Origin of the sequence: Vibrio coralliilyticus ATCC BAA-450 (assembly GCF_000176135.1) — a bacterium.
Classification (GTDB): domain Bacteria; phylum Pseudomonadota; class Gammaproteobacteria; order Enterobacterales; family Vibrionaceae; genus Vibrio; species Vibrio coralliilyticus.
The window spans coordinates 213540-226470 of sequence record NZ_ACZN01000017.1 but is presented as its reverse complement, the minus strand read 5'-3'; the positions used below and the strand labels follow the sequence as shown (position 1 = coordinate 226470).

Sequence of the window (12931 nt, the reverse complement as noted above, 5' to 3'; positions counted from 1 at the left end):
TGTTAAAGAGTCACGTGTTATATCTGCTGAGCTGTCATTCTGACTAAATTGATAGATATAGTGGGCTTTTTATTTTTACGCAGTTGAAAAGCAATATTCAAAATAATTAATATGCCCCCCTAGTTATTATTATCAGTTGGCCAAAGAGTAAAACGTGTCTGATCAAAATGGATCAAGCGACAGCTATATCAATCAATTAGTTCATAAAGCGATTGAGAGAAAAAAACAGTTAGAGCAGCAGGAAGCACAAAGAAACAAGCCTAAGTTGGAATATGTTTTATTCTCGCAATTCGATGTATTGGAGTCATTTCCTTCAAAAAACGGTAATACAACACTTTATCACCTCGCCAAGCAAGGTGAGCCGGAAAAACAAGTGTGTTGCAAAGTCGCAAATGAAGGCACCTCCAACCATGAACACTCAATGTTGATTGGTGAAGCGAGTAAGCTTGAAATATCTCAACATCCTAGCGTTGCTGATTTCATTAAGATCGGCAATGAATTTGATCGCCCTTACATCATGTATGAGTGGATACATGGTGAGTCGTTAGCTGAAAAGATAGAAAGACACGCCAAAAAAGGCTTCCGTCATGATCATATCGCCTGGCTTATCTACCAGTTAGCTGGCGCTTTGGAATACATGCACACTCGTGGTGTATGTCATTTAGATATTAAGCCTGCCAATGTACTTGTTGGCGAAGACGACAGCGTTAAGCTCATTGATTTTGGGGCTGCTCGATACACTGAAGAATCGGAAGGGCCTTCAGAAGTGAGCATGAATTATGCCTCACCAATGTATGTCGAAAGCGGAATCGCTAAACCTCAAGATGATGTTTATTCTCTGGCACTGTTGACTGGGCACTTATTCCTTGGCTCTACCTATGGTGACGTTTGGCGTCAGCTATTGGGTCAGAACAAACGCTGCCAATTGATTCCTAAACACGTTTGGTCACTGCTTAAAAACGTACTTAACAAGCCGCGAGCGCATGGTTATACCGCAATTTCTTTCGCTCAGGCATTAGCTCGAATTGATACCCAGGCTTTGAAGTCAGATAACAGTGCGCCGATCTTCTCTAATCTAAGAAATGCGGATCTCGTTCTGACACAACATAGTGTGGCTGACAAATTTGCTCTCGGCCGCTTTAAGTATCTTGAAGCTGCGTTGGTGGCGTCAGTTGTGTTGGTTACCGGAACCTATTTTTATGACTATGTACAGCCAGAGTGGAAGCCGTCGGTGAAATCCGGTTTTGGTGATTCAACAGCGCTGGTCAATACGATTAAGCCTGCTCAAACGGCTGCGTTTCTAGCTCAGCCTCCATGGAAAATCGAATACGCGCTAGACGATATGTCTAGTGATGTTGTCATGATGGCACCTTATCAGGACGCTTACCGCGTGCAGCAAACCAAACTTCTTAATGTCTACCAGCACAACGAAGACAGCTTAGCGGCGAGAAGACAAGTTGCTGAGAACATCCCAGTTGTACTTAAAGATATTCGTTCTCAGTTGGTTTCACTGCATCAAAGTCTAAATAACGACGGCGTCCTTTTCGCGAAATCTGAGCGCTCGTTTAATGAAGTTATGTCTAACTTGAATAAGCTCACCGTTGAGGCACAGAAAGTGTCTAATTATATGGGTAAGCAGGATAACGAACTTGTCAGCTTGATTTTAAGCGGCCGTGCAAAAGCAGTTGATGACTACATGAAAACAGCTTGGGCAAATCACCAAGCTGAGTCTTACTACTACAGCCAAGTGCTGCCCAATACCGTGCTAAACAAGGTTTATGCGACCATTGATGCCAATGCCGAGCAGCATTACTACTCACGCGCTATTGAACAAGCAGAGGCGGCAAAGCAGTTTTTTGGTAATACCCCAGATTTGATTGCAAAGGTTCGAGCTCTAAAAGTAGCACGTAGCGAATACATTCTGTTTAGCACTGTGACAGAGCAGGCGATATTCGAAACGGCAAAGCTTAATTCGTCACTCAACGATCTTGAGGTTAATGCTCCTAAGAAGTTTAGTGAAGTCACCCAACTACTCAATAGTATGGCGAGCGATGCAATTCGCAAGAGTCACAAAAAATCAAAGCCTGCACGTGGTGCTTTAGCCGTTCAGCGAGCAATTAGCGATTATCAGCCGAGCGTGAGGGGCTAAGCAGTGACAGCAGAAATAAATACACTTCTTGAGCCAATTAACGAAGCTTCGCCAGCTGGCGAAGACGCGCGCTATGAATTCAGTTTTGAAATGATGGAAGCTGAAGTCAAAAAATTCGGTTCTTTGTTTGGTGAAACGGTTGATTGGGCAGTAGTACAAAACCATGCAACAGAAGTTATCACTAAGCACAGCAAAGACTTTAAAGCGATGTGTTACCTGACGCGTGCTTTGTTAGAAAGTGAAGGGCTACCTGGTCTTGAGCAGGGCCTAGCATTGCTTGCTGAGTCCTTAATTCGTTTTGGCTCAGATTTATACCCACGTAGAAAACGTGGCCGCGACGGAGCAGTGGAATGGTTGAACCATCAGCTAAAGCTTGCACTGCCTAAGCTGCCGAATGAGCAGCTAACTTGGGAAGCGTTGTCGCGATGTAATGATGCAGTAGAAGAGATACAACGCCACTTTGATGAAGTGTTCCAAGATTCAGAAGCCGATTTTTTTGAATTGCGTAGCGAGCTCAATCGTCTACTTCAATCTGCTGGAGTTGACGATATACACGCGGCACCTTCTGAGCCAGAGTCTCAGCAAGTTCCAGTTGAAGTTTCACAACCTAAACCTGAAAGTCAACCTTCACCAGAGCCGGCACAATCTACACCTGCAGTCGCTAAACCAAGTGTTGCGAAACCAGCAAGTCGACAGCAAAAAGAAGTGGATATCGACACCGACTTTTCTTCACCTACAGCCTCTAAACGAACGTTGAAGAAGGTTGCAGAAATGATATTGGCCTCGGAGCCTGAATTGCCGCTGTCTTACCGCATCCACAGACATTTGACTTGGTCAGACATCGAAGAGTTGCCAGACCATCAGAACAATGAAACACCTTTAATTCTTGCGGTTTCTCAGGACAAACAATCCGAATACCGAGACAAAGCTAAGCAAGAAAGTGATATCGACACGATAAAACGTTTAGAGCGCACATTAACTGATGCGCCTTTTTGGCTGACTGGCCATTACTACGTTTATCAGATGCTGAAAAACTTGAGCCTGGAAGAAGCAGCTCAAGCCGTTTCAGAGGAAGCGAAGGCCTTTGCTCAATCCTTACCGGGTATAGAGGCTCTGTCATTTAAGAATTCGATTCCATTTGCCAACGAAGCAACGATCGAATGGCTAAATAAAGCCAGCTCATCGGCGTCCAATGCAGGTCAACAGGCTTTGCCTAGCGTAGTCGTGCAAGAAGGCGATTTGGTGTCAATGGACGATGTTACTCTCGAAAATTTGGGAGAACGCGTAGCAGAAGTTGCACAAAACCTTGAGCTTGATAGCTCTGGGCGAGGGCAATTTATGTTGCATTTACAAATCGTAAAAGCTTACCAAGCTGTTGGTCTTTACGCGCTCTGTTTACCTTATCTTGAAAAGTTATGGGTCATCAGAGATGAAATGAGTCTAAGCAGCTGGGAACCACACCTCTCTTTGCAACTAGATGAATTATCTCAAAAAATTCTGAAGCAGCTGTATCCAAACAAGGAATTGTTGCCTGCAAAGTTTGAGGAGTGGGAGTCAATCTATAACTAAACAACACAATTAGATAAGGAACTAATTATGTCACGCGATGGCTCGGTAGCTCCTAAAGAGCGAATTAATATCCGTTACGTTCCAGCGACTGGTGATGCGCAAGAAGACGTTGAACTGCCGTTGAATATGATGGTTGTTGGTGACTTTACAGCACGTGCTGATGAGACACCAATCGAAGAACGTACGCCAATCAATATTGACAAAGACAATTTTAACGAAGTTTTGGAAGGCTATGCTCCAAACCTAAAAGTTAATGTTGAAAACCGTCTGACTGATGAAGAAGGTGCACAGCTTGGCGTTGATCTAACGTTTACGAACATGAAGGACTTCTCACCTGAGGCGATTGCTAAAAGTGTTCCGGAACTAAACAGCCTGCTAGAGCTTCGTGAAGCATTGGTTGCGCTAAAAGGTCCACTAGGCAACGTACCTGCATTCCGTAAGAAGATCGCTGCCGTTCTTCAGGATGAAGAAGCTCGTAAGAAATTACTAGAAGAACTCAGCATTGGTGAAAACCAAGATGCTGAAAAGGCTGAATAAGAGGGTATTATGACAGCAGAAGCACAAGCTCCAGAACAAGAAGCGGCGTTGGCTGAATCTGGTTCTCTTCTGGATAGCATTCTTAACGAAACACGCCTGAAGCCAAGTGACGAAGGTTTTGACGTTGCAAAGCGCGGTGTTGAAGCGTTCATCGGTGAACTTTTAAGTAACAACTCTGCCGAGAAAGTTGACCAGTCTCTGGTTGATTTGATGATTGGTGAGATTGACCAGAAGCTATCAAAGCAGGTTGATGCGATTCTTCACAACGAAGAAGTACAGGCTATCGAATCTACGTGGCGTGGTCTTAAGTATCTGGTTGATCACACGGACTTCCGTGAAAACATCCTTATCGAACTTATTTCAGCGAAGAAAGACGAGATGCTGGATGACTTCGAAGATGCTCCAGAAGTTGTGAAGTCAGGTCTATACAAGCAGATCTATACGCGTGAATACGGTCAGTTTGGTGGTAAGCCAGTTGGCGCAGTAATCTGTGATTACCAGCTAACGTCTTCAAGCCCAGATATCAAACTAATGGAATACATGGCGAACGTTGGTGCGATGTCACATGCTCCGTTCATCACATCGGCATCTTCTAAGTTCTTTGGTTTGGATAGCTACGAAGAGCTACCAAACATGAAAGACCTGAAGTCGGTATTCGAAGGTCCTCAATACACGAAATGGCGTGGTCTACGTGAACATGAAGACTCACGTTACCTAGGTCTTTGTACTTCTCGTTTCATGCTACGTAACCCTTACTCAGTGGAAGACAACCCAATCAAGGCGTTTGACTACGACGAGTTGGTAACAGATGACCACAACAACTTCTTGTGGGGTAACTCTGCTTACGCTATGGCATCTAAGATCAGTGAATCGTTCGCTAAGTACCGTTGGTGTCCAAACATCATTGGTCCACAAAGTGGCGGTGCGGTATTCGATCTGCCAGTTTATAACTACGAGTCAATGGGCCAGATCGAAACGAAGATCCCTACAGAGATCTTGGTTTCTGACCGTCGTGAGTTTGAACTTGCAGAAGAAGGCTTTATTGCTCTGACGATGCGTAAAGGTTCGGACAATGCTGCGTTCTTCTCAGCAAACTCTATCCAAAAGCCAAAGGTTTACGCGAATACGCCAGAAGGCAAAAACGCGGAAATGAACTACAAGCTAGGTACACAGCTTCCATACATGTTCATCATTAACCGTCTAGCGCACTACATCAAAGTACTACAGCGCGAGCAGATTGGTTCTTGGAAGGAGCGCTCTGACCTTGAAATCGAACTGAACAAGTGGATCCGTCAGTACGTTTCTGATCAGGAAAACCCGCCAGCAGAAGTACGCGGTCGTCGTCCTCTTCGCGCAGCGAAGGTTGAAGTATCTGACGTTGAAGGCGATCCAGGCTGGTACAAGGTATCAATGTCTGTACGTCCTCACTTCAAGTACATGGGTGCGAGCTTTGACCTGTCTCTAGTTGGTAAACTGGATCAGTAATCAGAGTAGCTAATTTAAGATTCGAACGGCCAGTTTTGCTGGCCGTTCTTTTTAGAGGTCAGTATGGAAAAAGGTTATCGCTTACTCGAACGCATTGAATTGGGTGAGCCCAAGAATTGCTACGAAAAAGTTGTTTCACACAAACATCTTATTGAATCTATACATATTCATCTCGCAGATTTGCTTAACACACATGCCGGGAATGCAATGATAGACAATGATTATGGTCTTCCTGATTTCAATGATGTCCTTGCTAGCCAATCAAACTTAGTGCGTCATATTCAGCAGAATATCCGCACGACTATTCATAAGTTTGAACCTAGACTGGGCAATATCGAAGTCACATATCGTCAGGACTTTCATAATCCCTTACAGCTGAGTTTCGGCATCACTGGTGAGGTTTCTCACAACGGTGGTCAGGTTCCAATGTCTATCAATGTGTTCATGGGCGTTGACGGTAAGTTCAACGTTTAAAGTCAGGAGAAACTCTTCGTGAGCAGCAGTAAATATTTTCAGGATGAACTTTCTTATCTTCGCGAAGCGGGAAGCGAGTTCGCTAAATACCATCCTAAACTGACGAATTTCCTGGGTGAAGGTGTCTATGACCCAGATGTTGAACGTCTACTAGAAGGTTTCGCTTTCTTAACAGGAAGAATTCGGGAAAAGATTGACGACGAACTGCCAGAGTTAACGCAGTCATTGATGACTCTGCTTTGGCCTCACTACATGCGCTCTGTTCCGTCTATGTGTGTATCAGAGCTATCACCGCATGTGGGTAGTGTGACTGAGAAAACAGTAGTCAAACGTGGTGCTGAAATGGCAAGTGAGCAGGTTGAGGGGACGCAGTGTTTGTTCCGTACCTGTTACGATGTGGCACTCTATCCTGTCAGTATCACGAATGTGGAACAGTCCAACAGTCGCACGAGTTCAAACGTTGACGTCACAATAGCCGCAGAATACGGTCAGGAACTTTCTAGGCTAAAAATGGACTCGTTGCGCTTTTATCTTCACGGTGAAGTGCATGTAACGCGAACTTTATATCTCTGGTTGTTCCGTTACCTGGACTATATCGAGTTGGATGTTGGCGGTGGATACAAACACAAATTGCCTGCAAGCAGTATTAAGCCTGTTGGCTTTGGTGATGATGAAGCGATTCTGCCATACGGAACCAACTCCTTTGCTGGGTATCGCTTGCTTCAGGAATACTTTTCTCTACCAGAGAAGTTTATGTTCTTCGATGTGACTGGGTTAGAGTGGCTAAGTGGCGTTCCACAACGTTCAACCGTTAAGATGTCTTTTGTCTTTAAACGCGCATTGCCTTCGGAAGTGGTATTAAAAGACAAGCACTTACGATTGCACTGTACACCAGCCGTTAACCTATTTAGCAAAGATGGTGACCCGATTCGACTGGAGCATCGCCGAAGCGAATACAAAGTCAGGCCTCAGAGTAGTAGTCAAGATCACTACGAAGTGTACTCGATTGAAAATGTAGAGACCTGGAGTAAGAACGAGCGTAGCCGTAAGAAGCTGATTGAATTTGAATCGTTCGAACATCAGATTAATCAGCGCGACAAGCGTGAGTTTTACAAAACCAAGGTATCTGAGCGAGTCAGTGGACGTGGCTTAGAACGTTATATCTCTTTCCATACGCACACCAGTGATATTGCCGAGTTAGGCTCAGAAACGGTGCTTATGAAGCTTACGTGTAGTAATGGCGACCTAGCAGAACGTTTGTCGGTAGGCGATGTGACTTACACATCACACAATTCCCCTACGTACGCAACATTCACCAATATCACTAAGCCGACTCAGTCGGTGAGCCCACAGGTAAACGGTGAATTGCAGTGGCAATTGATCGCAAACATGTCGTTGAACTATCTGTCTCTGGCCAACATAGATGTACTGAAAGTGCTTCTATCGACCTATGACTTTCATTCCCGCGTCGATCGTCAGGCGCATCGAGCGTCGATACATCGCTTGGACGGGATAAAGAAAACGGAGATGAAGCCAGCAGACAGGGTATTTAGAGGCACGGCTATTCGAGGCACTCAATTTACTCTCACGGTAGACTCGACGTATTTTGTCAATGAAGGTGATATGTTCCTGTTGGTGAGTGTCTTAAATGAGTTCATTCGATTGTATTCCAGCCTGAACTCATTTACTGAGCTTGAAGTGTTTGATGAGAAAACCGGCGAAAACTATCACTGGCCAAGTCTAGCGGGGCAACAGACCGTTCTATGATTAATCAGATTGAACAAGAAACCCATGAGTTTGGCTTCTTTCAAGCTGTCTCATTGCTGGAAAAACATTATCAATCTCAGACAGAATACAGTTACAACGGTATTGGTCAGAACAAGTATATCTGGCAGGAACACATTCGATTCAGTGTTTCTCCAAGTTTAGCGTTTCCGAAAAGCGACATAGACTTTGTTTCTCATTATGAAATGGACGGTAACCCTTATTCGCGCGTTGAAGTTACCTTTTTAGGTCTTCATGGCTCGAGTTCACCGTTACCATCCTCATACACTGAAAAGCTTGCGGGCCGCGACGACGAAGATAACCCGGTTAAGCAGTTCTTTGATTTCTTTCATAATCGACATATCTCATTGGTTTATCGAGTATGGAAAAAATACCGCTATCATATTCAATATCAGAGTGAAGCTAAGGACCCATTTTCAGGTCGTATGCTGCATCTTCTAGGCTTATCGTCGGTGATGCAGGAAGCAGAAGTTAGTGAGTTAGACAGAGCAAAGCTACTCTCGTACGTTAGCCAGCTCTCGACTCGTACACGCTCTCCTAAATTGATATCGGGTATTGTGGCTCATTACTTCAGCTTGCAGAATGTTATTGTCGATGAGTGGATTTACCGACGTGTTGCGATCCATCAATCTCAACGAAATAAGCTGAATCATGTTAATTGCGTACTTGGTCAAGATCTGCATTTAGGTAAAACCTTGCCAGATTTAGTGGGCAAGTTTCATCTACGTATTGAAGATATTGATTTCTCTACCTATCAAACTTTCCTTCCAGGCCGAGCAAACTACAAGACATTGATCGGGTTAATGCAGTTTATATTGCGCGATCCGTTGGCATGGGACCTCATTATGAAAGTTAAGCTTGATACTATTCCTAAAAATGAATTAGGGCAGGGGGAAGGCAATTTGTTAGGACAGACGATGTGGTTAGGTGACCCAGGTACAAAAGATGCGTCAATCAAACAAATAGGCCAACTCTAACAGGCAATAAAAAACCCGCGAAATCGCGGGTTTTGTTTTAATGTGTCCTACTCAAACATTGAGAAAGATTAGCGTCGGATAGGTTGATGCAATACTACTGTGTTGTTTAAAGACTGAATGCCGTTAAACGATTCAATTTCATTGCACAGGGTATGTATCGACTGAAGATCTGGCGCTTCAATTAGAGCGATAATGTCATAAGTTCCACCAACGATACTCGTTAGCCTTACCTCAGGAAGCTCTTTAAGAGCTTCCGTCACATTATTTTTCTTACCTTTCTCACATGAAATCAGCAAGTAGCTTGCTGCTGATCTGCCTTCTTGCTCGACTCTGATCTGTGCGGTATAGCCTTTAATAATACCGGTTTTTTCCAGTCGGTTGATGCGCTCAGCGACTGCGGTACGTGACAAGCCAATGTTACGCGATAGGTTAGCGATTGACTCGCGGCCATTAGACAAAAGGTTAGATAGAATTTTCCGATCTAGTTTGTCTAAGCCCTGAAGGTTAGTAGTTGACATCATATATCCTGCCTTACGTTGTTTTTATAAGTTTACTTTTTTATAGGTCGATGGTTTCGGGTAGAGAGAAGTTATACAGCTCCGCAAGGGTAAATGGGTTCCTCTGCGAGAGTGGCTTCACTCGTAGTTTCAGATCACGACCTGAAACGGTAATGTCACTAACAAAACTTCCATCATGTTGATTTGTTAGTGTGGATTGGCCCAACAGCCTGTAGATCGCCCACTGGCCATTTTCGCTTAGTACGTATTGTTTGCCCTCATCAGTTACGTCTTGGATAGTAATACTCACGTTAAAGTCACCGCTCTTAGGTGGCCATTCCAGTTCCCTAATGCGACTTGGACCGTGGTAGTAGCTCATTTGCGAATCTGCAACTTTGACTGTCGCACGAATAGCACTGGAGTCTAGGTCGAGAATCTTAGTAGTAAATGGGATTGAAACACGGTTGGTACTCTTGTTAATCAACGTGTCACGAATCACATTGTAGTTTTTCAATTGGACCAGAAGCTCAGGCGTCAAAGGCATTGTCTCGCCATCAACACGCTTCGGTGTCCAAAGGTTAGTGTCATAGAAGGACGCCAAGTTCTTTTGAACGAAGGTGTCGATGATGCCGCCGGTAGAGAAAAGGAGCTCGAAGTCTTCTAGTGCAATTTCTTCTTCTGCATTTAAATCAAATGGATACTTGTTTAATGCTAAATCACGATACTTAGTGTAAACCTCACTATACCATTGAGTTTGAACGCCTTTTGCTGACTCTGCGATCATGACAGACCAACTTTGCTGAACCATACCAAGCAGCCAACTGCGTACCGGCTCCGGAGACTTTTGAGCAATCTGCTTAAGTCGGATAATCGGGTCTGCTTCTGAACTTTGCATGCGTGAACGCGCAGCCAGTAGCGAGGCCATTTGTGGATCTGGTGAGTCGGCGATGTCCTTCATGTAGGTACGTAGGCGGCTCAACGCAGTCACTATCTCATCCCATGGAGTAGGGGAGTTTGGTGTCTCGTTGATTTGCAGACGGTTAAGCTGGAAGAAAGCCTGTTCGACGCGTTGCATCAGCAAGTAATCAGGTTGAACAAATTCCTCTGCTGAATCTGCTAGTTTATCTATCGCTTCGGTTGCTGCTGTAGGCAGTTTATTCGCTAGTAGCTCCTTTTCTCCTGTTGGAGAGAAGTGCGTATTGGAATACACCTGCTTAAGTACCGTCGTTAGAGGTGAAGAAGGGCCAGAAACAAGGTCGATAGCGTTAGTCAGTTCGCCAATTGAATTGTACTTTTTAACTTTTAGCTCACTGAGTGCGTTACGCCAGTAGCTGATATAGTCATCGGTATACTTCTTACGAATCTGGTCTTTGAATGCTTCATGCTCTTCTTTTGAAGGTGTGACATTCTTAGATAACCCCAGAACCCAGTTGTTTGTAATCACGTCTTTTGACATCAAATCGACGCGTGGACGATAGAAGGTACTAAATCCGGTGGCTGTGTAGACCTTGCTAATATCTAGCAATTCTTGGTCAATTTGGTCGTTAAATACATTGTTAAAGTCAAAACCAACCGCGCGTTCAATGTTTAAAGTACCAAGGTCAATAGAGTTCGCTTGGTTGATCAATTGAGCATAAACAAGGTCGACATTAGATTGTGCAAGCAAGTTTCTGCGTGTAGCACGCACGATGTCCATGTTAATGTTCACAGGCGCGAAGTCTGTTCTGAAGTATGCATTAAGATACTTCATCGCAGAGGCTACTTGTTCAGAATCACCAATGACTTTTGAGAGAGTCGATTGCGTTTGAGCTGTCATAAACGGCAGATCGCGTTTACTTGGCTCTTTCAGCATCAAGTAGCCTTTTAGCACTGGTAAGGCTTGAATTGGCTTATCCTGATACTTGGTTAGTTGAACACGGTAAGTTTGCTCAATAACAGGGATCAGTTCCTTTTGAATCGATTGAAGGAGCGTTTGATACGCCATTTTTGTCGCAGGCTCAAGGCGACTCACATTCAGAGACACGATCTCTTTGTCTAATGCTTCGCTGCCTTCAACCCAAGCATCGTAGACAGGTTCGATCTGTGTGATTGCTTGTGCTAGCTTGTCATCCAGCAAACGTACTTGGCCTGATGCTTGATCTCCTGTTTCAATGTTTAGCAGCTGATAGATCACGCGAAGGTTGCTATCGAGTGTTGTACCCAACAAATAAGCGCCGCCAGCAAGGAAAACGATAGAGGCAATCATCGCTAAGCGGCTCTGTCGCAATATTCGTTTTAGATAGGTTTTGTTTTCACCTGCAAAATCGGCTTCTGGAAGAATCTGAGATTCCACAAGGAAGCGAGTGAAATAAGGCGTTTCAGATAGCTGAGTGTGCTCTGAAGCGATAATCGGTAAGTTAAAGTATGTGCTGCAGCTTTTTGCCAACAGGTTGTACTTCCTGCCACCCTGGAGACATGATGAGAAAAACAGTTCTCTAAGGTCAATGAAGTACGCTCCGCGGTTAACTTCACTTAGGCGCTGAACAACGTACTCAACTTCCTTCTGACAAATTTCTAATTGTTTCGGGAAAGATAGTATCGCTTGTTTTTCTTTGGTGTCATTTGACTGTGATGTTGAATCCAACGCATTTTTTTCAATTACTTTTACCAAGTTGTTGAAACTATCGCGATAGTAGTCGACCAAAACACCTTTAGCGTCCTTAAGTGCGATGGATAAATATTCAACGTTGTGCTTAAGAGGGCTCAATTGGACATATTCTTTGAAGCCTTGAAGCTTATCTAACTTAGAGACGACCATATAGACTGGAAGTGCGGTATTTGTTTGATCGCAAATGGACGTAATTCTGTCAATCAGTGCCGTCAGAGCATAATCGATCTGCTCTTCTTCAGAGATGATTAAGAATTCTAAGTCAGTAAAGAATAAACAACCTGCAAATGGTTTACGTGGACGGCTGCGAATCACTTCCGCGACCATAGTATCCCACAGTAGCGAGTCAGCCGCGGAAACTTCTTGGAACACCAATCTTTGATCGGGTTTTAGGTAAACTGCTTCGTCAGACTCATACCATTCGAAAAAGTCATTTTTCTTGGTACGTGATGTATCAATTGATTTGATAGCATTGGAACTAGTAAGAAACTGCTTTTTACCAGCAGCTTTATTACCGATCATTAAGTAGATTGGTTTTTTCTTTGAACCTACGAGTAGAGGTCTAAGAACTAAGCTCAAGGCCTCTTCTTCTGTTTCTAGCTGCTGGTCACGATTTTGTTTTCTCTTCTTAAAGAAAAGAACTAGTTGATAAGCACAAAGCACTAATGCGATGGCCGCAATTCCAATATACAAAATGTTTGTTGAAACGGTTTCTGGGTATAAGAAATGTGCAGCCGTTAAACCACCAATGAGAACTAACGCAAGCAAAGTGGAGATGAATATCGGATGACGTATAATATTTTTTAGCATA

Annotated in this window: 9 protein-coding genes; 7 read left to right on the top strand and 2 right to left on the bottom strand. The window is 44.0% G+C overall.

What is annotated here, in order from left to right; translation table 11 throughout:
- Positions 1 to 154 precede the first annotated feature (154 nt).
- The 7 genes from VIC_RS16300 to tssG all read left to right on the top strand — a co-directional run bounded on the left by VIC_RS16300 (position 155) and on the right by tssG (position 8976).
- On the top strand, positions 155 to 2149 hold the full coding sequence (locus VIC_RS16300) for a serine/threonine protein kinase (RefSeq protein ID WP_006961146.1): 1995 nt from the start codon (positions 155 to 157) through the stop codon (positions 2147 to 2149).
- Positions 2150 to 2152: 3 nt separating this feature from the next.
- On the top strand, positions 2153 to 3718 hold the full coding sequence (tssA, locus tag VIC_RS16295; RefSeq protein ID WP_006961145.1) for a type VI secretion system protein TssA: 1566 nt from the start codon (positions 2153 to 2155) through the stop codon (positions 3716 to 3718).
- 27 nt (positions 3719 to 3745) lie between these two features.
- Complete coding sequence (gene tssB, locus VIC_RS16290) at positions 3746 to 4255, top strand: type VI secretion system contractile sheath small subunit (RefSeq protein WP_006961144.1); 510 nt, start codon at positions 3746 to 3748, stop codon at positions 4253 to 4255.
- A gap of 9 nt (positions 4256 to 4264) precedes the next feature.
- A complete protein-coding gene (tssC, locus tag VIC_RS16285) occupies positions 4265 to 5740 on the top strand; it encodes a type VI secretion system contractile sheath large subunit (protein WP_006961143.1) in 1476 nt (491 codons plus the stop codon).
- 63 nt (positions 5741 to 5803) lie between these two features.
- A complete protein-coding gene (gene tssE, locus VIC_RS16280) occupies positions 5804 to 6214 on the top strand; it encodes a type VI secretion system baseplate subunit TssE (protein ID WP_019277706.1) in 411 nt (136 codons plus the stop codon).
- A gap of 18 nt (positions 6215 to 6232) precedes the next feature.
- The gene (gene tssF, locus VIC_RS16275) at positions 6233 to 7981 is read left to right on the top strand and encodes a type VI secretion system baseplate subunit TssF (RefSeq protein WP_006961141.1); all 1749 of its coding nucleotides are present in this window, start codon (positions 6233 to 6235) and stop codon (positions 7979 to 7981) included.
- Positions 7978 to 8976, top strand: coding sequence for a type VI secretion system baseplate subunit TssG (gene tssG / locus VIC_RS16270; RefSeq protein WP_006961140.1), 999 nt, complete (start codon positions 7978 to 7980; stop codon positions 8974 to 8976). The genes tssF and tssG overlap by 4 nt, the downstream gene beginning before the upstream one ends.
- Before the next feature lie 68 nt (positions 8977 to 9044).
- On the opposite strand, the gene VIC_RS16265 is transcribed toward tssG, so the two are convergent.
- A complete protein-coding gene (locus VIC_RS16265) occupies positions 9045 to 9497 on the bottom strand; it encodes an Lrp/AsnC family transcriptional regulator (RefSeq protein WP_019277704.1) in 453 nt (150 codons plus the stop codon).
- A gap of 37 nt (positions 9498 to 9534) precedes the next feature.
- Complete coding sequence (tssM, locus tag VIC_RS16260; RefSeq protein WP_039952112.1) at positions 9535 to 12930, bottom strand: type VI secretion system membrane subunit TssM; 3396 nt, start codon at positions 12928 to 12930, stop codon at positions 9535 to 9537.
- Position 12931: the final 1 nt, after the last annotated feature.

What these genes read in the sequence shown, in the direction of transcription:
- VIC_RS16265 (WP_019277704.1), bottom strand. Translation starts at nt 9,497, where the DNA reads ATGATGTCAACTACTAACCTTCAGGGCTTAGACAAACTAGATCGGAAA.
- tssB (WP_006961144.1), top strand. Translation starts at nt 3,746, where the DNA reads ATGTCACGCGATGGCTCGGTAGCTCCTAAAGAGCGAATTAATATCCGT.
- tssC (WP_006961143.1), top strand. Translation starts at nt 4,265, where the DNA reads ATGACAGCAGAAGCACAAGCTCCAGAACAAGAAGCGGCGTTGGCTGAA.
- tssM (WP_039952112.1), bottom strand. Translation starts at nt 12,930, where the DNA reads ATGCTAAAAAATATTATACGTCATCCGATATTCATCTCCACTTTGCTT.
- tssG (WP_006961140.1), top strand. Translation starts at nt 7,978, where the DNA reads ATGATTAATCAGATTGAACAAGAAACCCATGAGTTTGGCTTCTTTCAA.
- tssE (WP_019277706.1), top strand. Translation starts at nt 5,804, where the DNA reads ATGGAAAAAGGTTATCGCTTACTCGAACGCATTGAATTGGGTGAGCCC.